Origin of the sequence: Haliea sp., from assembly GCF_040221975.1 — a bacterium.
GTDB lineage: Bacteria > Pseudomonadota > Gammaproteobacteria > Pseudomonadales > Halieaceae > Haliea.
On the sequence record NZ_JAVJWR010000023.1, the window covers coordinates 62,396 to 84,680 of the forward strand.

The window sequence follows — 22,285 nt, forward strand, 5'->3', positions numbered from 1 at the left end:
ATGCCTGCTTCTCCCCGATTGTCACTCGGCACCCTCCTGCTGAGCCTTGCTGTCCTGGCCAACCCGGCGCCGGCCAGCGAACTCGCCGAGCTGGTAGCCGCCGATTACGAGCGCCACCTCGGCGCGCTGTTTACCCATTTCCACCAGAATCCCGAGCTGTCCGGCATGGAGGTCAAGACCGCTGCGCGCCTGGCCGCGGAATTGCGCGAGGCGGGGTTCGAGGTCACCGAGAGCGTGGGGGGCACCGGGGTAGTGGCTCTCCTGCAAAACGGGCCCGGGCCGCTGGTGATGATGCGTGCGGACATGGATGGTTTGCCGCTGGAGGAAAAGTCGGGCTTGCCCTATGCCTCCAGGGCAAAGCAGGTGGATGAGTCCGGGCAGGAGACATTCGTGATGCACGCCTGCGGCCACGATGTCCACATTACCAGCCTGGTGGGCACGGCGCGACTGATGGCTGCGCAGCGGGAGCAGTGGTCCGGTACCCTGATGTTGATCGGCCAGCCCGCCGAGGAGCGCATCGTCGGTGCCCGGATCATGATGGAAGACGACCTGTGGCAGCGTTTCGGCCAGCCTGACTATGCGCTGGCCTTCCACGTCTCCGCGCAGTTGCCTGCGGGCCAGCTCGCGGTGACCGAAGAATCTCCCTACTCGGGCGCGGATACCGTCGATATCATTGTCCACGGCATCGGTGCCCATGGCGCCAGCCCCCACGAAGGCATTGATCCGGTGGTGCTGGGCAGCCAGATTGTGCTCGCACTGCAAACCGTTGTGTCGCGGGAACTGGCACCCCGGGATGCCGGGGTGATTACCGTGGGCGCCTTCCACGCCGGCAGCAAGCACAACATCATATCCGACCGCGCCCACCTGCAGCTCACGGTGCGGCATGACGACCCGGAAAACCGCGAACTGCTGCTGGATGGCATCCGCCGGGTGGCGGAGAACATGGGGCGGGTCGCGGGATTGTCCGACGATCTGTTGCCAGAGGTGATAGTCTCCGAGAGCGAGTCGGTACCGCCGACCAGAAATGACGCGCCGTTGACCCGCGAGTTGCGGGAAGTCTGGAGCGGCCACTTTGGGGAGCAGGTGTTCATGGAAGGCAAGCGCAAGGGCATGGGCGCCGAGGACTTCGGCTTCTTCACGACCGACCCCTATATCCCCAGCACCTATTTCGCCGTTGGCGGTACGCCGAAGGAAGACTTCGACCGCGCTGCCGCCGGCGGTGACCCCGTGCCCTCCCACCATTCCCCGCAGTTCAGGGTGGTGCCCGAACCCGCGATTACCCTGGGGGTCGAGGCAACGGTGGTGGCCCTGCAAAAGCTGCTGCAGGCTCCCGCACAGTGAGCCGGGACAGCTTTTTCTCGCGACCGGACAGTCAGTCTCCGGAGCCCGTCGAAGCACGCCCGGCCAGTACCGTGGTGCTGCTGCGCGATTCTCCCGAGGGTTTGGAAACCCTGCTGCTCCGGCGCAACAAGGCGCTGCTCTTTGCGGGTGGCTACTGGGTCTTCCCGGGTGGCGCCCTGGAGCCGCAGGACTGGGAACAGGCCGCTGGTGATGAAGACCGCGCCACCCGCCTGGCGGCGGCCCGCGAGGCCGGGGAAGAATCGGGTCTGCGCCCCTCTCCGGATGACATGGTGCTGATCAGCCACTGGACCACGCCGGTCAACGAAGCCAAGCGCTTCGCTACCTGGATTTACGCGGCCCCCGTGGACAGTGACACCGAGGTGGTGATTGACGGCAGCGAGATTCACGACTCGCGCTGGGTAAACGTCGCGGCCGCAGTCGAGGAGCACCACGAAGGTACCCTGGGCGTGCTGCCGCCCACCTACGTCACCCTGTGCCATATCGCCCACTACCGCACCGTCGACGAGCTGCTGGCGCGGGAGCTGGAGCGACCTCCGGGGGAAGTACTGCCGCGGTTCTGCCACGGTGATGGCACAGTGTTCGTCATGTTTCGCGGCGACGCTGGCTACGACAGCGGCGACGGCTCGGTACCCGGCGCGCGCCACCGGGCGACCCTGAGAGACGGTCGTTGGTATTACGAGTACGAGAACGTGGCTGCTGAGTTCCCCTGCCTGATTGGACCCTGAGATCGATAGCGAGACAGACGACCATGCCCCGAAGTGCCGACCCGGTGAATCCGCGTTCATCCCATCCCCTGTGGGACTGGCCAACCCGACTCTTTCACTGGTCCCTGGTGCTGCTGCTGCCGCTGGCCTGGTGGACCGCGGAGGAGGGCCAGATGGAGCGCCACCAGTGGGTCGGGTACAGCGTCATCGTGCTGGTACTGTTCCGCATTTGCTGGGGCTTTGTCGGCAGTCCCCATTCCCGCTTTCGCGACTTCCTCCGGGGCCCCGGTACCGTACTGAGCTATATCCGGGGCCGCGTCGCGCCCGGTCCGGGACACAACCCGCTGGGCGGCTGGTCGGTGCTGGTGCTGCTCAGTCTGCTGCTGGTGCAGGCGGGCAGCGGTCTCTTCAACAGCGACCGGATCCTGTTCAACGGCCCCTTCCGCTATGCGGTGAGCGCGGATACGCGGGACTTCCTCGGCGCGGTGCATGCGTGGGGGGTCGACGCCCTGCTGGTCATGGTGGTGCTGCATCTGCTGGCGGTTGCCTGGCACCAGTTCCGGCGCCGCGAGAAGCTGGTTCAGGCCATGGTAAAAGGCAGGGCGGAAGGCAAGGAGGGGGAGGCAGCGCCGGCACCCTGGTGGCTTGCGCCGCTGCTGCTGGCTGCGGTTACCGGTGTTTGCTGGTGGGTGTTGCAACAGGCGCCGCCACCACCACGGATGTGGTAGGGCGGCATCTGGCAGGCACTGCCCGCCTGCCGGCTCAGTAAAGGTAGTTGTCCGATTTGTACTCGTCGTGGCAGGCCTTGCAAGCCTGGCCCACGGCGCCGACCTGCTGTGCGATCGCGCCGCGGTCGCCACCGGCAACCGTGGACTGCAGGGTCTCGGCTGCCGCTGTCAGATCGTCAAACTTGCTGGCAAAGTCGTTCAGGTTTTCCCAGATCTCCGGCTGCGCCCGGGTGGTGCCTTGCTCCGAACCCTCGGGGAAACCCCGGAGAATGTTCAGTGTGCTTACCGCCGCCAAATCGTCGGCAAATTCCTGCATTTGCTCCTGGTTCCACGGCATTTCCCCTTTCACCATGGCGCCGATGGGGCCAAAGTTGGCGCCCAGCAGGGCAAAGTAGGACTGGCGGTAGGACTGGTGAAACTCGTCCTCGTCCAGGTGGGACAGGGCCAGGGGCGAGATGGCCAGGGCCGCGGCCGAAGCCAGCATGGCCACGCGCGTACGCAACGGGTTCGACATCGAAAATCTCCTTGCTGTAGTTTGGATCCTGCATGTTGTTGGGCCGTGCGCCAGTGCAAGACTCACGGACCCGTGTAACTATACGGGATGGATGCGGTTCTCGACCAATTTTTTGAACCTGCCTCGGGTTACGCCCCGGTGACGTGGGGAATTGCCGCCGGGTGGGCTACCATTGCCCCCTTGATGACATGGGGTGGCCGATGAGCGCGCAGCAGTGGGATTACAGTTTTGACGTGGTGGTGGTCGGATCCGGCAACGGGGGCCTGACCGCGGCACTGTGCAGCTACGAAATGGGCACCCGCGATGTGCTGGTGGTGGAGAAATCCGACCTCTATGGCGGCACCAGTTCCATCTCTGGCGGTGGGGTCTGGATCCCCTGCAACCGCTATGCGCGGGCTGCCGGCGCCGAGGACTCCATCGACAAGGCCCGCACCTACCTGCGCCAGCTGATCACCGAAGAGGAAGTGCCCGAGTATCAGCTGGAGGCCTTTCTCGAGAACGGCCCGAAGATGGTCGACTTCCTGCACGAGCGCACGCGCATGCGCTACGTCACCCTGGAACACTACCCGGACTACTACACCAACCTCGACGGCGCCATGGTTGGCCACCGCTCAATGGAGCCGGAAACCTTTGCCGCCAGCGAACTGGGCGACGAGTGGCGGCGCCTGCGCCGGACCCACCCGATGATGCACCTGGGCGGACTGATCGGTTTTACCCAGGTCGAGGCGGCGCTGCTAATCGGACAGCAGCCGGGCTGGTGGAAGACCGCAGTGAAGCTGGTGGCCAGCTATCTGACCGATATTCCCTGGCGCCTGAGGGACAAGTACCACCGGCGCCTGGCCACGGGCTGTGCCGGCGTGGCTCGCCTGCGCGCGTCGATGCAGGACCGCGACATGCCCCTGTGGCTGAATACGGCCATGACCCGCGTGATAGACGAGGACGGGGCCGTACTGGGTATCGAGGTCAAGCGCAACGGCGAGACCCTGCGTATCCAGGCCCGCAAGGGCGTGGTGCTGGCCGCGGGCGGCTTCGAACACAACCAGGCGATGCGCGAACAGTACCTGCCCCAGCCCACCGACCATCGCTGGAGCGCCGGTACCCTGGACAACACCGGCGACGCCATCCTCGAGGGCCAGCGCCTGGGGGCGAAGATGCATCGGCTCAACGAGGCCTGGTGGTGCAACACCATTTCCGTGCCGGGGGAGGAGATTCCCCGACTCAGCATCATGGAGAAGTCCTACCCCGGTTCCATCGTGGTCAATCCCGCCGGCGAGCGCTTCGGCAACGAATCCCAGAACTACATGGCGTTCCAGCAGGAGACCTTCGAGAAGCACAGCGAAGAGAATCCCTGCAACCCGAGCTGGCAAATTTTCGACGCCGACTTCCGCGCCAGCTACTTCGTCGGCCCCCTCTACAACAGCAAGTTCCGTCCTGACTGGGCCGTACCCAAGCGCTATGAGGAAGAGGGCTTCTTCGCCAGGGCGGACACTATTGCGGAGCTGGCCCGCAAGATCGACGTCGATCCGGACGGGCTGGCCGATACGGTGGCGAAGATGAACGAGTACGCCCGTACCGGGGTGGATCTCGACTATCACCGCGGCGACTCTGCCTACGACCGCTACTACGGCGATCCGCGGGTCACGCCCAACCCCTGCCTGGCGCCCATCGATCAGCCGCCGTACTACGCGATGAAAGTGGATCCGGGTGATTTCGGTACCCAGGGCGGCATGGTCTGCAACGCCGACGCCCAGGTCCTGCGCGAAGATGGCTCCGTGATCCCGGGCCTCTATGCCATCGGCAACTGCAGCGCGCCGACGCTGCCTTGCTACCCGGGCCCGGGCTCGACCCTGGGGCCGGCCATGACCTTCGCCTACCAGGCGGCCAAGGCGATTACCGGGTATCGGGAGCCGTAGCGTTCAGGCCGCCAGCCAGCCCAGGGCAAACACCAGCGTGGCGCTGGCGGTGCCCCAGGAGCCCAGCACCCGCAGGGCGACCCGCTGCCAGTGGCGCCGGGCCCGTTCACTGAGGTCTGCAAGCAACAGCAGGCAGGTGAAGGCGCCGAGACCGGTTCCCAGCAGCGACGCGGCGGCAGGCCCCGGCGCCAGATCTCCGGGGGCGGAATCCAGTCCCAGCAGCAGGCCGACACCCGCTCCCGCGGCGTAGAACAGTGGCAGCGGTGGGCGCCACTGCAACACGACCAGCAGCCCTGCAAGCACCGATGCCAGGAGCAGCGCCGGTTCCAGCTTGACCTCCGAGCCGTTTCCCAGCCCCGCCAATACCAGGCCCAGTGCCAACGCCGGCAGGAAACCCAGGTGGCAGCGACGTATTGCTCCCAGGCCATTCTGGCCCGCCACTAGGGCCAGCAGCACCAGTGCCAGGGCGTGCGCTGGCACCAGCAGCGGATGCAGAATGCCGCTGTAGAACTCCCCTATGCCCTGCATTGGGCTGTGGGCGAGGGCGATGGTCGGCAGGCAGAGCAGGGCGCCAGCGCCGACCCCACGGGCCATGAAATGCAGTCTCAAATGGCGTTGCCCAGGAATACCATCCCCCCCAGGGCAATCACGGCGCCGCCGGCGCGCACTGCAATTCTGCCGAGGGGCCAGCGTACCAGCAGCCCGAAACCGATCCCTGCCAGGTGCAGCAGGCCAGTGGCGATGACAAAGCCCAGGCTATAGGCCAGGGGGCTGGCGGCCTCGGGCAGCTCCGTGCCGTGGGCGTGGCCGTGGAAAATGGCGAAAATGGCGACGATCACTCCCGCCAGCCACAGGGGTGGCCGCGCGGCCAGCACGATCATGATACCCAGAACCAGTGCCGACAGGGCGATGCCGATTTCCACGCTGGGCACAGGAACGCCAGCGAGCCCCAGGGCGCCGCCGAAGGCCATCACCAGGGGAAACACGACTGGCAGCAGCCACACGGCAGGGTTGCCCAGGAATGCGCCCCAGAGCCCCACGGCGACCATGGCCGCCACGTGATCCCAGCCCAGCACCGGGTGCAGCAGTCCACTGACAAAACCGCCGCCAATGTCTGCGGCCGAGTGCGCCTGGACATTACTTGCCAGCAGCAGGCTGAGTCCGGCGACCCAAAAAAGTCTGTTCATAGGCATTGTTGTTTCCTCCAGAATCCCGAGCCGCAGGATAGCCTGTCTGGCAGTTGTGGTGGAAGGGCGGCGGCGTCAGTGGCCGGGATGTTTGCCCATGGCGTGTTTCGGGTTTACTGTACTGACCCAACGCAGCGCAACGGGAGCTTGCCCAGCAGCGACAGAGAGAGGGTATTGCTGTCATAACGGGTAGACGGCCAGGGGGCTACCCGCCGCGCATTTGTCGACGCATTCGAACCGAGAAGGATACAACGCATGTCTGATTTCCGTGAGCTTGGCATTATCGTCTACGGCGCGACCGGTTATACCGGGCGCCTGGTCTGCGAATATCTCAACGGACAATACGGTGTGAACGGCGCCGTCAACTGGGCCATGGCCGGGCGCAGCAAGGAAAAGCTCATTGCCGTGCGCGACGAGCTGGGCCTCTCGGAAAACATTCCCCTGGTGGTTGCCGATGCCGACAACGCCGATTCCGTGCGCGAGATGGTCGCCCGTACCAGGGTGCTCATCACCACGGTTGGCCCCTATCAGCTCTACGGTTCAGACCTGGTGGCTGCCTGCGCCGGCGCCGGTACCGACTATGTGGATCTGTGCGGTGAGCCGGCCTGGATGCACGAGATGATTGCTGCCCACGGGGACGCCGCCAAGGCCAGCGGCGCTCGCATTGTGTTCTCCTGCGGCTTTGATTCCATCCCCTTTGATCTCGGTGTCTGGTTCCTGCAGGAGGCCGCAGAGGAAAGGTTCGGGGCACCGATGCCGCGGTTGAAAGGGCGGGTGCGGGTGATGAAAGGCACGTTCTCCGGGGGCACTCTGGCAAGCTTCAAGGCCACCATGGCAGCCGCCGCCAGGCAACCGGAAATGGTCAAGCTGCTGATGGACCCGTTTGCCCTTACCGAGGGACATGCCGGCGTCGAGCAACCCTCCGGTATGGCGCCCGTGTATGAAGAAGAGTTGCAAAGCTGGTCGGCGCCTTTTGTCATGGCCACCATCAATACCAAGAACATCCACCGCTCCAACTTCCTGCTGGGGTACGCGTACGGAAAGGATTTTGTCTACGACGAAATGCTGCTGACCGGCCCGGGCCAGCAGGGCGAGAAGATGGCACTCGCCGTTGCCGAGGACAAGTCCATGGCTGAGGACCCGCGGCAGCCAGGCGAGGGTCCGTCAAAGGAAGAGCGCGACGCCGGGCACTACGATGTGCTGTTTGTGGGTTCCAACGCTGAGGGGCAGACCATCAAGGCCAGTGTCAAGGGCGACAAGGACCCGGGCTACGGTTCAACCTCCAAGATGATTGCCGAGAGCGCCGTGTGCCTCTTGCAACATCCCGGCAACGTGCCCGGCGGTATCTATACCCCCGCACCGGCGATGGGCGGCCTGCTGGTGGAGCGTCTGCAGAAAAACGCCGGCTTGACGTTCCAGCTGGAAGACTGAGCCGGCGACTTTCGCGTCCGTGGCTGGAGGAGTGTAAACAACATGATGCGCCTGGGCCGACTCCGCCATATGGCGCTGCGGGCCCATGCGGCGATTGACGCCCGCATGCACCCGCCCGGGGGCGAACCGGCCTGCAATATTTGCGGCTGCAAACTGCGCGGAGAGCAGGCGCTGTGGTCGCAACGCGAAGTGCCCAGTTGCCACGTGTGCAAATCCACCTTGCGATTTCGCTCGTTGCTGGCCGCCTTGCAGCTCCGGCTGCACGAACGCCTCGAAGTTGCCCTGGCAGGCGTCGCCCCCGACAAGGAAATTACCGGCCTGGGGATGAGTGACGCTTCCGTATACTCCTATTGGTTGGAGCAGAAGTTCTCCTACCACAACACTTTCTTCCACACACGCCCCTATCTCGATATCCGAAACCCGGAACCACACTATCTGGCAGGAAATGATTTTTTGATCAGCTCCGACGTGCTCGAACATGTAAACGCGCCGCTGGGTGACGTATTTGCCAATTTGCACGCCTTGCTGCGCCCGGGTGGGATCCTGGTTTTTACCGTCCCCTACACTCTGGATGGGCACACCATCGAGCACTTCCCCGGCCTTCACGACTTCGAGATCATTGGTGGGAAAAGCAGCCGCCAGTTAATCAATCGGGACAGGGACGGTCGCGAGACCGTCTACAGTGATTTGTGCTTTCATGGCGGAGACGGAGCAACCCTGGAATTGCGGATATTCTCGCTGCCGGATTTGCTGTCCCACTTGCAGCGGGCTGGTTTCCGGGATATCCGGATACACTCGGAAGACTACCCGGAGTGGGGTATTGTGCATGCAGACACGTTGGGCGCGCCTATTTCCGCGATCGCCTGATGTTGCCTTCTGGCCCAGCGCGGAACCGGAACAGACTGGAATATTGTCGAACAACCTGGAATTGGACGCCGCCAGGACACTAACTCACGAACGCCTGGAGAAACTATCGAGACCGGGTTCCAGCCACAGGCTCGCGTTCCCCTGAATTGATTGATGGCATGGGGTACTTCTTCTGTATGTCACGCATTGCGAAATACCGCACATGTTCCTTCTCGTGCGCTAATGGGAGAGTATGTAGAATGTTTTGGGCTGCTTTCGACCCTAGTTGGACCTTAGGCAGCCTATGGTGTCAGGATTTTTTACAGACGGAATCATAGGCACTCATGCAGAACTTGCAGATTATCCTTTAACTAATTGGTTAATAAAACAATTCTCCAGATCAGCACAAAGCTTGCTTTTCTACCCTTATCGCTCGGCACCGTGAATCCCGACAATAGTTTTGTCCTACGGAGGAAATAACGATGAAAACAGTGGCAATGCGTCTACTCTTTTGGTGGGTCGGTTTCACGCTGTCGGCGACAGCGAGCGCCGGCCTGATTAATTTTGATCTCACGCCAGGGAACGCTGGTGACTTCGGCCCGGGTGCGGCGGTGTTTGGTGGCCCGACTTCGGTATGGAACTACTACGATCGCGGTATTGACCCAGCGTCAACTGGCCCTTTGTCATTGCTGGATGATTCCGGGACTGCGACGTCGGTGACGGTTTCCTATACCAGAGTCTTCTCCGGGAGATTGGTGGTCCCCATTAGTGGAGCTTTCGGAGGCCTGGCTGAGGGTATTGTACAGGTCGCCGATGACGGTGGCATGCTGCGCTTCGCGGGCCTCAATCCGGGAGCGAGATACGATCTTTCAGTATTCACAGCGCGTGACGCTTTCAGTACAGCAAGCGGAGATTGGTCGAGCTTGATTGAGGGAGCACACTACACCCTCTGGTCAGGTCTTGCGGCAGATGGCGGTGGCGGTATTTCAGTTGCGGGTTTGACGAACGAATGGGAGCCGTCCAACTGCCCTGCGTGTGGATCATTTACCGGATTTCAGTTGAGAACCGATGATAGTTCGGCAATACCGACTCCAACCACCCTTGCCCTTCTCGGTCTCGGCCTCCTCGGCCTCAGACTGCGCCGTAAGTAAACCAGAACTCCTCATGTAGGCCCGCTTCGTCGGGCTTTTTTGTGGGCGACCGCTTCTGGCCGATTGTGAAACTAGGCGTCGGATTGAGTGGAATCAAGCCTGCATGGTACTCTCTGCAAATGCTGGTGCATTCCGAGCCAACACGTGTGGCGACGGGCTTGATCTCATGAAGCAAATTTCCCCGACAATCTGGGCGACAATCGGCTGGATTAGTCTTGGTCTGTCAGCGTGTTCCTTTGTGTTGGCAACAATCGGTGGTGTGATGGCATATTTTGTTATTGTGATTGCAATAATAATTGGTGGATTTTCCAGTATCGGACTAACTGCTTCAGCAAAATTCGCTGTATCGACGGTGGTGTTAGGCACTGTGTTGGTATTCTGGATGACTCATCACAACGCCTCCACCGGCTTTCAGCTGCCGGATGGAAATTCTATGGCCACCATGTTCTCATCAACTTCCATTCCAATTCTGGTGTGTGTTGCCATGATGATTTGGGGTATTCATCGGCGCAAAACGTTCCCGAGGTCTTCCTTGGAGTAGCGCGAATGGCTACTACGTACGCTCCTGGCCGAAAGGTCGCGGTTGAGGATTCGAAAATCCATTCCAAATGCGGTACCTTCTTCCTAATAGGGGGGTGGCTTGCCTGCCTACGTTTATTTGCAAAGTACCTGAAGCCTATCAGCCTCGCATCGAACCTCGGTTTGAAACTTCAGCCCAACATCGTTGCAAGTTTTATACATTAACTGCACAAGCGTCCCAGTACCGCTGGAATCGCTCAACGACTTTTGCGCCATTGGAAGTATCGCTGTACAACTAGTGTCGGCGTCGAAGGGTTGTTCGCCGGCGCTGAGCGCATCACTTCGAATTTGCGCTTTATACGCTTGCTGTACATTTCCCGCATCGAACCATTTGCCTTCGCTATTTGCGGTAGGGTCCCCATTGCCGCAGCCAGTCATCACTGCGATGACGAACGCTGCCATTACCGGATAAATCAACTTGATTTGCTGATAGTTTATATCGTGGCTCCCGCGGTTTTACATTTCGCTTTGTATGGCGGAATCTCTCCCCCCACGGCACTGATGCTTTTGAAATGCTAACGACAACAGTAAACATGAAGCATAGCCAAATAACAATATATCTCCATAGATCAGCTCTTATCAAGCAGTCGCGATTCAGGCCAGACTGAGGAAAAAATTTGTTTGGCGAGCATGCCGTAATGAAGAGCAAGCTGACCGCCACTTGAGGTGCTACTTACGCCCGCTCCTGGTCGAAACTAGCTGCTGGGTCCTGGGAATGCCAATGACTCTTGTACAGACAGACACCAGCCTTGACATGCCTCAGTATGTACATACAATGTATGCATGATTAAGTTTGAGTGGGATCAAGCCAAGGCTAAGTCCAACCTTAAGAAGCATGGTGTTTCTTTTGAGGAGGCTCAATCTGTTTTCTACGATGATTTAGCTGTTCAGTTTTTTGATGAATCTCTCGGAGAGGAAGATAGGTTTATCTTGCTTGGTATGAGCAATCTTTCCCGTGTGCTCGTGGTAGTTCACTGTGAACGAGGCAAAGATAATGAAGTCCTACGCATCATTTCAGCCCGAAGAGCCACGAAGACCGAGCAGAGTTACTATATGGGTGAAGGGTCATGAAGAATGAGTATGATTTCTCAAAGATGAAGTCGCGTAGAAATCCGTACGCTTCTAGATTGAAAAAATCGGTCACCATCCGCCTAGGAGAGGATGTCATTGATTATTTCAAGAGCATGTCCGAAGAGTCAGGTATTCCCTATCAAAGCTTGATCAATCTGTACCTGCGCGATTGTGCCAATCATCACCGGAAGCTTGATATCAGTTGGCGTCCCTAAGCATTAGCAGCTCCGAGCACAGGGACACCATTTCCGGTGCGCCTTTGGCTCGGCTACATAGCCGGGATTTTCGCGGCGGCATTGTCCGCTCCTGGCCGATAACCACCTAACCGGAAAGGTGGCGGCCTTGAGAAAGCCGCCAATCTGAAAATGATTGCCCACAGCTATATTTCGGTCTGTTCTGCTAGTTCCAGGGCGTCGTCTACTTCGATACCAAGGTATCTGACTGTGCTTTCAAGCTTCGTATGGCCAAGCAGCAACTGAATCGCTCTCAGGTTTTTGGTTCGTTTATAAATCAGGATTGCTTTGGTTCTACGCAATGAGTGTGTGCCGTAATCTTCAGGTTGCAGGCCAATTTGCGCAACCCAAGACTTTACGATCCGTGCATACTGTCTGGTACTGAGATGCGCGGAATGGTGGATGCGGCTTGGAAACAGGTAGTCTTCGGGAGTCAGCTTTCTCGATTCGATCCAGATTGTTAAAGATTCCCGCGTCTGTTGAGTGATTTCGAATTTTACCGGCTGTAACGTTTTCTGTTGAATTACCATCGCTCGTTTCAGGATGTTGGCACCTTGCGCGATGCCTCTGACCTTCAGCTTCACGAGGTCGCAGCTTCTGAGCTTGCTATCGATGGCCAGGTTTAGCAAGGCGAGATCGCGATGGTGATTGGCGATCTCGAGCCTGACGCGAAGTGCCCAGATTTCTCTGAGTTTAAGTGGTGGCTTTTGGCCGACCACTCTGCCTTTGTTCCAGGTGCTTCGTTGGCGTGCGCCTTCATTGACATTTACCATTATGTAACCCTCCACAGGGGGGGTTATGAGTATGGTTACCATTTCGTCATTGGTCGACGCCCAGACCTGATGTAAAACAGTGTGGGGAGCCGAGCCGTAGTCCGGCTGCGGTTCCCCTGGTGGAAGGCGGCTTTGCAATTCATCTATAGAGTTGATTTGGGGTAATCCAATGGATTACACTTGATGTCATGCAGACTATCGTAGAGCTCCCCGAGTTTCAGAGAAGAGCGTCAGGTCTTGTCAATGACGAAGAAAAGGCAAGTATTATCAATTACTTGGCCTTCCACCCTCATTCTGGTGACCTGATGCAAGGTGCGGGCGGTATTCGGAAATTACGCTGGGCTGCTCGGGGGAAAGGTAAAAGTGGTGGCGTTCGGGTAGTTTATTATTACCACAATGACGGGATTCCGCTGTTCCTTTTAACGTTATTTGGCAAGGGGGAAAAGGCCAATCTCAGTAAAGCCGAGCGCAACGAACTTGGGAAACTCACCGCTCTTCTAATCCAACGCTATGGTGAATCAAATGGGTAACGCGTTTTCAAGCATCAAGCAGGGGCTTTCTGAAGCCATTGACTACTCCGAGGGTAAGATTAAAAAGGCGACTGTCCACAAGTTCAGTCCGCTCAATGTCAAAGAAATTAGAGCCAAGGTTGGCATGTCACAAAGTGAGTTCGCTTCTGCATTCGGAATTAGCGTGAGTACACTCCGTCACTGGGAGCGTGGTGATCGCATTCCACATGGCCCTGCACTCGTGCTGCTAAATGTGGTGGCAAAAGAACCTGAAGTAGTGCTTCGCGCATTGGCTTCTTAGACGAAAGTATAGGTTCTTGGAAACACTTTTTTTCTACGGTTACAACCCGTCACAGGTACAGGCGTGAGACCTGCTGAGTTGAGGTCCGCTCCTGGCTTCAATCATGATCTGACGCTTTGACCGAAGTACCCGGCTATAAGACCGATTTACCCGGTCATATAAAAACGTGGATGGGTGATCGGCTACTTTTTCTTGGGCAGGCATCGGCGCTAGAAATGACGCTGACTCAAATCAGTAAATATAAAAAACAAATGCTAGGAAACACGTGGCTTCCAGTTCCTTTTTTGGAGCGATTTATCAACGGGAGGCGGTTTCCGCGGAGATCTCTTTTCGCATCCAAACCTATCATCGATATTGTAAGAGTTTCTGCTGCTAAAGGATTGAAACCTATCAAGGGCTTTAAAGGTGAGGCATCATCTGGAAATTGGAGGGGAATTTGGTCATCCCGTCTGAATATTCAATACCGGGTGATTTATAAAGTACAGAGAGACCAGGTGCTGGTGGAGATTGAGCTTGAATCAGCCGCCTGAACAACAGTCGCAACGAGCGTGGATTGAACACGCTATAGGCGTCCAGCCCGTAACCCGTATATTTGGCGTTGACCAGCTCGGAAAAGTGCTTCTATACTGCTCGCTTTTAACGCGAGAGGAAAATACCCTTGTTCAATCACATCATGATCGGTTGCAACGACATCGAAAAGTCTAAAGATTTCTACACTGCTGTGCTCGGGGTGCTGGGATGCCCGCCGCCGACGCGCAACGAAGATGCCGAGGGCAACGTGCGCTATTTCTTCATCCATGACGGCAGCGTATTCGCGCTGACCCAGCCGATCGATGGCAATCCGGCAACCTGCGCCAACGGCTCGACGATAGGCTTCCGTTGCGGTTCGGGCGAGAAGGTCAAGGAACTGCATGACGTGGCGGTGGCCAACGGCGGCACCTCGATCGAAGACGCGCCGGGCCTGCGTAACGGCAGTATGGGCCCGATGCACCTGAGCTATTTCCGAGACCTCGACGGCCACAAGATCTGCGGCATCCACCAGGGCCGATGAGAGTTCGGTTCAGGGAGTGAATTTGACAACGGATGAAATTGAGTCAATCTGCAGTGCCATCGCAATGATGGTTCGTAAACGTGTAGCAACAACGGTATAGCCATCGAAAGGTGGACGCGCGCACCTCTTCAGTGTTCCGCCGACCAAACCAGTGCCAGCAACTTGCCCTCGACAATATCCTCGGGGGGCGTGTCCTCGTTAATGACCCGCAATTTGCCGTCGGTCGTGAGCAGGAACAGGGGGATCAGGCTGCCCCCGTTCTTTTCCTTGTAGGCATCCAGGTCGAACTCTTCACTGAGGTTGATCGGCTTGATCTCGCCGCCTGCCGCCAGCAGGCTGGCAAGCTTCTGGTAGGTAACATCCTTGCCAAACATGCGAGGTGCACGGAATTCATCCACGGGTCGCTCCCTGTTGCTCTCCTCCCGCTCCTCCGCATTGCGCAGGCTGAAGACCCGCTTGGGGCCGAACTCGCTGCGGTATTTCAGGCAGGCCAGCGTATTCCAGCGTGCCCGTCGCGACATGGCAAACAGGCGGCCTATGCCCACCAGCTCCAGATACTGTTCGGCGTGTGAGGAAATCGGGTCGCCGTAGTAGGTCTCCAGGCCCGCCATCCGCGCGCTGCGGATCTCTTCGTAGGAGGTGTCCGCGAGCTTGACCCGGAACCCCTGTCGGGTCAGGGCCAGGGCAATGGCGCGAGCCACGCCATTGGCGCCAACAATCAGCACGCCGTTCGGGTCTGCTTCGGCAAGGTCTAGCGCCCGGGTGAGGGCACCCGCCGTCAGACTCTGCAGGATCACCGTTGCGATGATGACGAGGAAGGTGTAAGCCACCAGTTCGGAAGCGCCGGGGTACCCCAGGTCATCCAGGCGCAGGGCGAACAGGGATGACACGGCGGCGGCGACGATGCCGCGCGGTGCCACCCAGCTCAGCAGCGCCTTCTGCCGCCATGTGTAGCCGCCGCCGAACGCGGACGCCCACACCACGACGGGCCGTGCCAGCAGTACCACCAGCAGCACGATCACGCCGTTCCAGCCGGTGGCGAGGATGTCCAGGGGATCAACCCGGGCCCCCAGCACCACGAACAGGACCGAAATGATAAGTACCGACAGACTTTCCTTGAAACTGAGAATTTCGCTCACACCCACGTCTTTCATGTTGCCGAGCCAGATCCCCATGACCGTCACGGTGAGCAGCCCCGATTCATGGGCAATGTAGTCGCTGCCGGCAAACATCATGACCACCCAGGCGAGCGTGACCACATTGATCAGGTATTCCGGTACCCAGTGTTTGCGCAGCACAAAGCCGAGACTGAATGCGCCGGCAAAGCCCGCCACCAGGCCGACGCCGATGCTTTGGGCAAACACCGCCCAGGAATCGGTGCCGGAAAGCAGGTACTGAAAGACCAGTACCGCCAGCAGTGCGCCCACCGGATCAATCAGGATGCCCTCCCAGCGCAGTACCTGGCTGACTTCCTGCTTGGCGCGCATGGTGCGCAGCAGCGGGTTGATGACCGTGGGGCCGGTGACCACAACCAGGGCGGCGAACAGCAGGGCGATCGGTGCGGAGAAGCCCGCGAGTAACCAGCAGCCGGCGGCCATGAGCAGCCAGTTCAGCAGGGCCCCCCAGCTCACCAGGTTGGTGACGACCCGCCCGTGGCCCTTGAGGTCGCGAAACTTGAGGGTCATGCCGCCCTCGAACAGGACGAGGGCAACGCCGAGGGATACCATCGGGAACAGCAGGTCGCCGAATTGTTCATCGGGACGCAGCAGGCCCGTGACTGGCCCCGCAACAATGCCCAGCACCAGTAGGGCGAGGATAGACGGCTGCTTCAGGCGCCAGGAAAGCCACTGGGCACCCACACCAAGTACCAGCACGGCGGCAACGGTGTACAGCAGATTCTGATCCACGGGTAGAGCTCCTCTCAATGTGTGGTGGGTAACGTGAAGCTCAGCATACCGCAAATGGTGCTTCTGGCGCGTCCGTCTTCGCTGCGGCGCGACAGGCCGGGGAGTGGTTTGGTAAGAAGTGGGGGGAGCCGCGTGTGCTGATGGCGGCACGCGGCTTTCGCCACGGTTGGCCTAGTTGACGATTCCCGGCTGGCTGTAATCGCAGACCCCGTCAGGGAAAATGGCTGCCAGCTTTGTCTGTTCGGCAGCTGACGGCATCCAGTCGCCGTAGAACCCCGCTTCGATGGCGTCATCCAGCGATTGCAGGGCGCAGCGGAACACATCGCCGGTGATCGGCCCGCCAGCCACAATGCGTGAGGTACTGTAGGGCGGGAAGCGCTTTGTGCATGCGCCTGCGGGCTGGTCATCGAGAATGCCGTCCCATACGCTGGCACCGCTGGCAATGAGTTCACCGGTGCTGTCGAAACAGCTGTCCTCGGCGCTGGCGGGTCGGTTCGCGCCCACCGAACTGTCCGGGTTGGCGCGGATGTTGGCCATCCACTCATCGAGCACGGCAAACGCCTGCATCGTGTTGTCGTGGTTGCTGCCGTCCGGATTGCGGTCGATGAACCAGATCACCTGGTTGGAGGCGTCGCCATCGTGATTCAGCAGGCGTTGCCGGGTAACGAAGGACTGGATGGTGTTGTGCATGTCCAGCTCGTCTTCCAGGTAGTGCCGCAGGTCGATAAAGGGGATTTCCGCCTCCCCGCGCTGCACCATGCCCGAATCAAACGCTGCCTGGATGGCGCCCGGGTCCGCTCGCTTGCGCGGAGCCGGTGCGCTGTCTGTGGCCGTTGTGGCATTGCGCCAGCTCCAGGGGTCGATCTGGTTGGGGTAGAGCGGCTCGCTGTCATTCAGGGCGAAGCACAGGTCGATAATGAAAGGGCAGCCTTCCTGCACCATCTCCGGTTCGTTCTTCCAGCTGCCGATGTTCCAGTTGAGATCGATGAATTCGGCCGATGTGATATTGCCGTCCAGCAGCGCCTGCAAACCATACTGTACCCCGACATTGTCCCAGGTGGTCGCCGCGAAGCCGTCTTCGGCACGGCCGTAGATGTTGATCAGGTCGGCAAAGTGCGTCCATTCAACCTCTGCCTGTTGCTCCGGGGTGATCCCCGGGGCTTCGCCGAAGTACGGGTTCAGGGCCAGCGGCGACAGGCCGCGCCAGGAGGCGGTGCACTCGCTGGAACCCGGGGGTACCCAGGGGGTGAGGCCGAAGCTGACCACATCGTTGGGTACTTCATTGTTGGCGTTGAGGCCGATCAGCCAGCTGCGAGTGTTCCAGTCCGCCCACTTGCTGCTGGGATTATCCCGTAACTGCAGGTCGATCCAGCGCTCGATCAGCTCGCAATCGCCGATGTGGATGGTCTGGGTCACCATGTCGGAGTAGGAATATTGCGGTACGCCGGCGTCGATCAGCCCGGGGTGGTTCTGCGCATACACATACTGCTGGATGCCGCCGCCCGAGCCGCCCACACCCACCGTGTAGTCCGGTGCGCCGTAGGCAGAGATGAAGCGGTCTTTCACCATGATGGCGGTCTCACCACCCAGTTCCAGATTGTAGTGCGTGCCTGTTTTTGTGCCGGTGGAATAGGCCACCGCATACCCGGCCGCCAGGCCATCGGTGTACAGCGCCCGGCTGCGGCTGGGGCCGCCCTGGTAGTGGCCGATGGCGACACCGCCCTGGAAGTAGTAGATCAGACGCTGGTTCCACACGCTGAGGTCCGGCTCCCCGTCCTCGCCGGGGGGTGGTGACAGCATGGCGATGGAATAGAGGAATCGGTTCAGGCTACCCCGTTCCCAGCGCACGATGAAATCGACATCGTCGCCGGCAAGCGTGGTAGTGGTGGCGATGTCAGCCGGCCGCTCACCGCCCGCCGGGTAATCCGCCCAGGCGCCAGTGTCGGTCATATATTTGTAGCTTACCACCGTCTCCACACTGCAGTTCTCGTCCACGACCGGGCCGAGTTCCAGGTCTGCCAGATGGCCATCGGTGGCGCAGAAAAACGGTTCCTGATGCGGTCCAGAGAAAATGGGCCCGGTGACGGGGTGGTTGACCAGCGTAACACTGGCCGCTGTTACGTTGCCTTCAGTGCTGCTCACTTCGAGGGTGTTGTCGCCCTCAGTCAGCCCGCGTACCCGGCCCTCAAGTCCATTGCCAGCAGAGCGGGGGGTAAACTGGTCGCTGACATCCGTGCCGTCGAGCATCACCATGACCTCTGCCAGCGGCAACGCTGCCGGGGCCTCGATCCTCACTCGCGCCTCGCCACCGCTCACCGCCTCGGGGGGGCTGGAGAGAACGGAGATGGCGAATACACCCAGTGGCTCTAGCTCGCCGCCCGTGCTTGACTGGTCGTTGCCGTCACTGCAAGCAGCGATCAGTACTGGGAGTGTCAGTACACACAGGGAGCGCAACACGCCGCGACCGGCGCCTGAACGAAAAAGCTGCATCTTGTTCGCCTTATTATCCGTGGATGTGCAGTCCCCACATGATAGACGGCTGGGCGTACGTCGCCACCCGCACGGTGCAATTATATGGCCCGGCACGTTGGGAAATGGGGGGAAGTCCAGTGTTGCAGGCATCAGTGGACTTCAACCAGCGCCTCCAGCAGCGTCGCCACCACCCGGCTGGGCGGCGGTGACTGGCGCACGATCGCGCTGAACTGGCACACGTACTGGAAGCGGTCACTGGCCAGCGGGCGCATGCGCCGGGCGCTGACGAAGCCCTCGGCGTAGTGCTGCGGCAGGTAGCCCAGATAGCGTCCGGAGAGCACCAGGTGGGCGACTGCCTCCTGGTCCCAGGCGGTGGCGTCACGGCGCTGGCCGAGCTGGCGGGTCACTTCCATGTTGGGGGAGTGGTAGCCGATACCGACGTATTTGTTGGCCAGAATCTCGCTGTCCTCCAACGCCTCGCCGGCGCGCGTGAACAGAGGATGGCCCGCGCCGCAGTAGAGGTACATCTGCTCGTCGAACAGGGGGTAGTAACTGAGGCTGCTTGAGGGACGGTGGTCGGGGATGATGCCAAGGTGAAAACGGCCTTCCATGACCCCGCGCTCGATGGCGTTTATTGGCTCCACATGGATTTGCAGGTGAACCCCCGGTGCCTGCTGATCAAACAGTGCCAGGGCGCGGTCGATGTGGCAGGCGGGATTGGAGGCGGTCTTGTCGAAAATGGCGATCGCCAGAGAGCCTGTCAGGCGCTGGTTGATGTCGTTGACGTCGTGCTGGTAGTCATCCAGCGCCGCCATCATTTTTTGTGCGGCGCTGTAAAACTGCGCGCCCTCATCGGTGAGGGCGAAGCCACCCCGGCCCCGGCGACACAGGGTGAAGCCGAGGCGGGTCTCCAGGTCCTTGATGTGGCGCGAGATGGTGGAGCGGTTGATGTTCAGCTCCAGTTCCGCGGCCGCGAATCCGCCGCAGGCGACCACGGCGCGGAATACCCGCAGCAGGCGCAGGTCGTTATCGGTGACTGTGCCCAGCAGGGCTTTGCGGGACATGGCGTCGCCTCCGGTGCAGGTTGCTGGAAAGTTTCATAATAGTGAAAGTCAGTGGTGATAGATAATGATTTGTGCACTCTTGAAGTCGGCCTAGAATGCTTGCACCAACATTCAGGAAGAGTGTCATGACCCGTATGCCTGCCAGCCAGAAACTGACCCGGGAGCAGCTGGAATCCCACTGGATGCCCTACACCGGCAACCGCCAGTTCAAGCGCGACCCGCGCATGATCGTCGCCGCCGACGGGATATATTTCATTGACGACGATGGCCGCCGGGTGCTGGACGGTCTCTCCGGGCTCTGGTGTAGCGGTGCGGGCCACAATCGGCCCGAGATCGCCGAGGCGGTGCACCGCCAGCTGACTACGCTGGACTATGCCCCGGCCTTCCAGTACGGGCACCCCAAGTCCTTTGAGCTGGCCAACCGGATCAAGGCGCTGACCCCGGAGGGGCTGGACTATGTGTTCTTTACCAACTCCGGCTCCGAGTGCGCGGACACCGCGCTGAAAATGGCGCGGGCCTACTGGCGCCTCAAGGGCCAGCCCGCCAAGACGCGCCTGATTGGCCGCGCCAAGGGCTACCACGGGGTCAACTTCGGCGGCATCTCCGTCGGTGGCATCGGCCCCAACCGCAAGCTGTTCGGGCAGGCGGTGGAGGCTGACCACCTGGCCCATACCCTGCTGCCGGAAAACGCCTTTACCCGCGGCATGCCGCACCAGGGCTGGCAGCGCGCCGACGAGCTGCTGGAGCTGATCGCTCTGCACGACGCCAGCAACATCGCCGCGGTCATTGTCGAGCCGATGGCTGGCTCCGCCGGGGTGATTCCGCCGCCGGCGGGCTATCTGCAGCGGCTGCGGGATATCTGCACCGCCCACGACATCTTGCTGATCTTCGACGAGGTCATCACCGGCTTTGGCCGCTGCGGCGCCATGACCGGAGCCGATGCCTTTGGTGTGGTGCCCGATATCATGAACGTGGCCAAACAGCTGACCAATGGCGCCATACCCATGGGCGCGGTCATTGCCAAAGCCGAGATCTACCAGACCTTCATGGCCCAGGGCGGGCCGGACTACATGCTGGAGTTCCCGCACGGCTATACCTACTCCGCGCATCCGGTGGCCTGTGCCGCGGGCATTGCCGCGCTGGATATCCTGCAGCAGGAGCAGTTGCCGGCCCGGGTCGCCGCGCTGGCACCGTATTTCGAGGATGCGCTGCACCAGCTCAAGGGCGCGCCGCAGGTGGTCGATATCCGCAACTTCGGCTTTGCCGGAGCCCTGCAGCTGCGGCCCTACGAGGGCGAACCCGCGCGCCGTCCCTTCGAAGTGGCCATGCGCATGTGGGAGAAGGGTTTCTACGTCCGCTACGGCGGCGACACCATCCAGCTGGGCCTGCCCTTCGTGATCGAGAAAGCCGAAATCGACAGCCTGCTGACAGCTCTCGGAGAATCCCTGCGGGAACTGGCATAATAGGGGCCCCTTTCGGTGGCCCCTGACTCTTGCCTGCTTCTGATCTCTTACAACTTGTCCTGACCGCACTTTCCGTCAGCGTTCCCACCTTTGGCTGGGTGGTGCTGGGCATGCTGCTGCGCCGGGTGGGCCTGCTGCAGCAGCGCCACATCGACGCCGTGTCGCGCTTCGCCTTCAATGCGGCGCTGCCGCTGTTGCTGTTCATTAGTGCCGCCGGGGTCGACTTTGCCGCTCTCGGGGGTGCGACCTACCTGCTGGCGGGCGTCATGGCGACGCTACTGACCCTGGCCTGCGGCTGGGCGTACGGGCGCTGGCGCGACTTCCCCCGTCCGACCCTCGGCATATTCGTACAGGCCACTTTTCGCTCCAACCTCGCCATCGTTGGCTTCGCCCTTTGTCACGCCGCCTACGGGGAGGCCGGTCTGGGCCTCGCCGCGCTGCCGGTGGCATTGCTGACCGCGCTGTACAATGTGCTGGCGGTGTGGGTCCTGCAGGTGACCCACGGCGGCAGCCGCACGGTGCTGGGGCTGCTGCGGGGAATGGCTGTCAATCCGCTGCTGCTGGGTATCGGCGCGGGGGTCATTGTCGCGCTCGCGGGCTGGCCCTTGCCGTCTTTCACGCCGCTGGTCAGCCAGGGCTTGTCGCAGTTCTTCCTGCCCCTGACGCTGGTTTGCATCGGCGGCGCCCTGCGCATCAGCGTGTTGCGCACCGCCGGTAGCGTGACCTGGGAGGCCACTCTCTGGCGTCTGCTGGTGGGGCCGCTGCTGGCAGTGCTGGTGGCGGTTGTCCTGGGCGTGGAGCCAATGCAGCTCGGGGTGGTGTTTCTGCTGCTGGGCGCGCCGGTGGCCGCGGCCAGTTTTGTCATGGTGGTGGCGGCCCGGGGAGACGGCACCATGGCGGCCAATATCGTGGTTCTTACCACGCTCACGTCCATTGTCACGGTCACGCTCGGCTTCGCCCTGCTGATTCTCGCGGGGCTGGCCGCCGCGCCAGTCTGATGGCGCCCGCTTATCGGGTACAATCGGG

The 22,285-nt window shown here is 60.7% G+C and carries 23 protein-coding genes; 16 read left to right on the top strand and 7 right to left on the bottom strand.

Annotated elements, in window-relative coordinates:
- The 3 genes from RLO07_RS08855 to RLO07_RS08865 are packed head-to-tail and all read left to right on the top strand — an operon-like array spanning position 1 to position 2,794.
- Complete coding sequence (locus RLO07_RS08855) at positions 1-1,341, top strand: amidohydrolase (protein ID WP_462291781.1); 1,341 nt, start codon at positions 1-3, stop codon at positions 1,339-1,341.
- Positions 1,338-2,087, top strand: coding sequence for an NUDIX hydrolase (locus tag RLO07_RS08860; protein WP_462291782.1), 750 nt, complete (start codon positions 1,338-1,340; stop codon positions 2,085-2,087). Before RLO07_RS08855 ends, RLO07_RS08860 begins: the two co-directional genes overlap by 4 nt.
- Before the next feature lie 23 nt (positions 2,088-2,110).
- Positions 2,111-2,794 (top strand): cytochrome b/b6 domain-containing protein, encoded by a 684-nt coding sequence (locus RLO07_RS08865; RefSeq protein WP_462291783.1) that lies wholly within the window; start codon positions 2,111-2,113, stop codon positions 2,792-2,794.
- Positions 2,795-2,828: 34 nt separating this feature from the next.
- Here RLO07_RS08865 and RLO07_RS08870 read toward each other — a convergent pair whose 3' ends face one another.
- Positions 2,829-3,308, bottom strand: coding sequence for a c-type cytochrome (locus RLO07_RS08870; protein ID WP_462291784.1), 480 nt, complete (start codon positions 3,306-3,308; stop codon positions 2,829-2,831).
- 200 nt (positions 3,309-3,508) lie between these two features.
- Here RLO07_RS08870 and RLO07_RS08875 point away from each other — a divergent pair, with 200 nt between their 5' ends.
- Positions 3,509-5,221, top strand: coding sequence for an FAD-dependent oxidoreductase (locus RLO07_RS08875; RefSeq protein WP_462291785.1), 1,713 nt, complete (start codon positions 3,509-3,511; stop codon positions 5,219-5,221).
- A gap of 3 nt (positions 5,222-5,224) precedes the next feature.
- Here the strand turns inward: RLO07_RS08875 and RLO07_RS08880 are convergent, their stop codons facing one another.
- On the bottom strand, positions 5,225-5,830 hold the full coding sequence (locus RLO07_RS08880) for a HupE/UreJ family protein (protein WP_462291786.1): 606 nt from the start codon (positions 5,828-5,830) through the stop codon (positions 5,225-5,227).
- Entirely contained in the window at positions 5,827-6,408 is a 582-nt protein-coding gene (locus tag RLO07_RS08885) for a HupE/UreJ family protein (RefSeq protein ID WP_462291787.1), read from the bottom strand. Before RLO07_RS08885 ends, RLO07_RS08880 begins: the two co-directional genes overlap by 4 nt.
- A 255-nt stretch (positions 6,409-6,663) precedes the next feature.
- Between RLO07_RS08885 and RLO07_RS08890 the strand changes: the two genes are divergently transcribed.
- The 6 genes from RLO07_RS08890 to RLO07_RS08915 all read left to right on the top strand — a co-directional run bounded on the left by RLO07_RS08890 (position 6,664) and on the right by RLO07_RS08915 (position 11,701).
- Entirely contained in the window at positions 6,664-7,839 is a 1,176-nt protein-coding gene (locus RLO07_RS08890; protein WP_462291788.1) for a saccharopine dehydrogenase family protein, read from the top strand.
- A gap of 69 nt (positions 7,840-7,908) precedes the next feature.
- Complete coding sequence (locus RLO07_RS08895; RefSeq protein ID WP_462291789.1) at positions 7,909-8,706, top strand: class I SAM-dependent methyltransferase; 798 nt, start codon at positions 7,909-7,911, stop codon at positions 8,704-8,706.
- 461 nt (positions 8,707-9,167) lie between these two features.
- The gene (locus RLO07_RS08900) at positions 9,168-9,836 is read left to right on the top strand and encodes a PEP-CTERM sorting domain-containing protein (RefSeq protein ID WP_350132411.1); all 669 of its coding nucleotides are present in this window, start codon (positions 9,168-9,170) and stop codon (positions 9,834-9,836) included.
- Between the two features lie 166 nt (positions 9,837-10,002).
- Complete coding sequence (locus RLO07_RS08905; RefSeq protein WP_462291790.1) at positions 10,003-10,377, top strand: hypothetical protein; 375 nt, start codon at positions 10,003-10,005, stop codon at positions 10,375-10,377.
- Positions 10,378-11,198: 821 nt separating this feature from the next.
- Entirely contained in the window at positions 11,199-11,486 is a 288-nt protein-coding gene (locus RLO07_RS08910) for a BrnT family toxin (protein WP_350132405.1), read from the top strand.
- The gene (locus RLO07_RS08915; protein ID WP_350132402.1) at positions 11,483-11,701 is read left to right on the top strand and encodes a BrnA antitoxin family protein; all 219 of its coding nucleotides are present in this window, start codon (positions 11,483-11,485) and stop codon (positions 11,699-11,701) included. Before RLO07_RS08910 ends, RLO07_RS08915 begins: the two co-directional genes overlap by 4 nt.
- Before the next feature lie 164 nt (positions 11,702-11,865).
- Here RLO07_RS08915 and RLO07_RS08920 read toward each other — a convergent pair whose 3' ends face one another.
- The gene (locus RLO07_RS08920; protein WP_462291791.1) at positions 11,866-12,492 is read right to left on the bottom strand and encodes a tyrosine-type recombinase/integrase; all 627 of its coding nucleotides are present in this window, start codon (positions 12,490-12,492) and stop codon (positions 11,866-11,868) included.
- Between the two features lie 188 nt (positions 12,493-12,680).
- On the opposite strand from RLO07_RS08920, the gene RLO07_RS08925 reads away from it, so the two are divergent.
- The 4 genes from RLO07_RS08925 (at position 12,681) to RLO07_RS08940 (ending at position 14,353) form a co-directional block, all read left to right on the top strand.
- Positions 12,681-13,022: a type II toxin-antitoxin system RelE/ParE family toxin gene (locus RLO07_RS08925; protein ID WP_350132399.1), complete on the top strand. Its 342-nt coding sequence runs from the start codon at positions 12,681-12,683 to the stop codon at positions 13,020-13,022.
- A complete protein-coding gene (nadS, locus tag RLO07_RS08930) occupies positions 13,015-13,302 on the top strand; it encodes a NadS family protein (RefSeq protein WP_350132396.1) in 288 nt (95 codons plus the stop codon). Before RLO07_RS08925 ends, nadS begins: the two co-directional genes overlap by 8 nt.
- A gap of 116 nt (positions 13,303-13,418) precedes the next feature.
- Positions 13,419-13,832 (top strand): type II toxin-antitoxin system RelE/ParE family toxin, encoded by a 414-nt coding sequence (locus RLO07_RS08935; RefSeq protein WP_350132393.1) that lies wholly within the window; start codon positions 13,419-13,421, stop codon positions 13,830-13,832.
- A gap of 128 nt (positions 13,833-13,960) precedes the next feature.
- Complete coding sequence (locus tag RLO07_RS08940; protein WP_350132390.1) at positions 13,961-14,353, top strand: VOC family protein; 393 nt, start codon at positions 13,961-13,963, stop codon at positions 14,351-14,353.
- A gap of 128 nt (positions 14,354-14,481) precedes the next feature.
- Here the strand turns inward: RLO07_RS08940 and RLO07_RS08945 are convergent, their stop codons facing one another.
- The 3 genes from RLO07_RS08945 to RLO07_RS08955 form a co-directional block, all read right to left on the bottom strand.
- Positions 14,482-16,260 carry a cation:proton antiporter gene (locus tag RLO07_RS08945; protein WP_350132387.1) on the bottom strand — a complete coding sequence of 593 codons (1,779 nt, stop codon included), beginning with the start codon at positions 16,258-16,260 and terminating at the stop codon, positions 14,482-14,484.
- Positions 16,261-16,431: 171 nt separating this feature from the next.
- Positions 16,432-18,750, bottom strand: coding sequence for a DUF6351 family protein (locus tag RLO07_RS08950; RefSeq protein WP_350132384.1), 2,319 nt, complete (start codon positions 18,748-18,750; stop codon positions 16,432-16,434).
- A 131-nt stretch (positions 18,751-18,881) separates the two neighbouring features.
- On the bottom strand, positions 18,882-19,796 hold the full coding sequence (locus RLO07_RS08955) for a LysR family transcriptional regulator (RefSeq protein WP_350132381.1): 915 nt from the start codon (positions 19,794-19,796) through the stop codon (positions 18,882-18,884).
- 125 nt (positions 19,797-19,921) lie between these two features.
- Between RLO07_RS08955 and aptA the strand changes: the two genes are divergently transcribed.
- Positions 19,922-21,259 (top strand): omega-aminotransferase AptA, encoded by a 1,338-nt coding sequence (aptA, locus tag RLO07_RS08960; protein ID WP_350132378.1) that lies wholly within the window; start codon positions 19,922-19,924, stop codon positions 21,257-21,259.
- A gap of 29 nt (positions 21,260-21,288) precedes the next feature.
- Positions 21,289-22,257, top strand: coding sequence for an AEC family transporter (locus RLO07_RS08965; protein WP_350132375.1), 969 nt, complete (start codon positions 21,289-21,291; stop codon positions 22,255-22,257).
- The last annotated feature ends 28 nt before the right edge of the window (positions 22,258-22,285 follow it).

What these genes read in the sequence shown, in the direction of transcription:
- RLO07_RS08885 (WP_462291787.1), bottom strand. Translation starts at nt 6,408, where the DNA reads ATGAACAGACTTTTTTGGGTCGCCGGACTCAGCCTGCTGCTGGCAAGT.
- RLO07_RS08955 (WP_350132381.1), bottom strand. Translation starts at nt 19,796, where the DNA reads ATGTCCCGCAAAGCCCTGCTGGGCACAGTCACCGATAACGACCTGCGC.
- RLO07_RS08910 (WP_350132405.1), top strand. Translation starts at nt 11,199, where the DNA reads ATGATTAAGTTTGAGTGGGATCAAGCCAAGGCTAAGTCCAACCTTAAG.
- RLO07_RS08895 (WP_462291789.1), top strand. Translation starts at nt 7,909, where the DNA reads ATGGCGCTGCGGGCCCATGCGGCGATTGACGCCCGCATGCACCCGCCC.
- RLO07_RS08950 (WP_350132384.1), bottom strand. Translation starts at nt 18,750, where the DNA reads ATGCAGCTTTTTCGTTCAGGCGCCGGTCGCGGCGTGTTGCGCTCCCTG.
- RLO07_RS08915 (WP_350132402.1), top strand. Translation starts at nt 11,483, where the DNA reads ATGAAGAATGAGTATGATTTCTCAAAGATGAAGTCGCGTAGAAATCCG.
- RLO07_RS08865 (WP_462291783.1), top strand. Translation starts at nt 2,111, where the DNA reads ATGCCCCGAAGTGCCGACCCGGTGAATCCGCGTTCATCCCATCCCCTG.
- RLO07_RS08925 (WP_350132399.1), top strand. Translation starts at nt 12,681, where the DNA reads ATGCAGACTATCGTAGAGCTCCCCGAGTTTCAGAGAAGAGCGTCAGGT.
- RLO07_RS08920 (WP_462291791.1), bottom strand. Translation starts at nt 12,492, where the DNA reads ATGGTAAATGTCAATGAAGGCGCACGCCAACGAAGCACCTGGAACAAA.
- aptA (WP_350132378.1), top strand. Translation starts at nt 19,922, where the DNA reads ATGACCCGTATGCCTGCCAGCCAGAAACTGACCCGGGAGCAGCTGGAA.
- RLO07_RS08870 (WP_462291784.1), bottom strand. Translation starts at nt 3,308, where the DNA reads ATGTCGAACCCGTTGCGTACGCGCGTGGCCATGCTGGCTTCGGCCGCG.
- RLO07_RS08890 (WP_462291788.1), top strand. Translation starts at nt 6,664, where the DNA reads ATGTCTGATTTCCGTGAGCTTGGCATTATCGTCTACGGCGCGACCGGT.
- nadS (WP_350132396.1), top strand. Translation starts at nt 13,015, where the DNA reads ATGGGTAACGCGTTTTCAAGCATCAAGCAGGGGCTTTCTGAAGCCATT.
- RLO07_RS08855 (WP_462291781.1), top strand. Translation starts at nt 1, where the DNA reads ATGCCTGCTTCTCCCCGATTGTCACTCGGCACCCTCCTGCTGAGCCTT.
- RLO07_RS08900 (WP_350132411.1), top strand. Translation starts at nt 9,168, where the DNA reads ATGAAAACAGTGGCAATGCGTCTACTCTTTTGGTGGGTCGGTTTCACG.
- RLO07_RS08875 (WP_462291785.1), top strand. Translation starts at nt 3,509, where the DNA reads ATGAGCGCGCAGCAGTGGGATTACAGTTTTGACGTGGTGGTGGTCGGA.
- RLO07_RS08905 (WP_462291790.1), top strand. Translation starts at nt 10,003, where the DNA reads ATGAAGCAAATTTCCCCGACAATCTGGGCGACAATCGGCTGGATTAGT.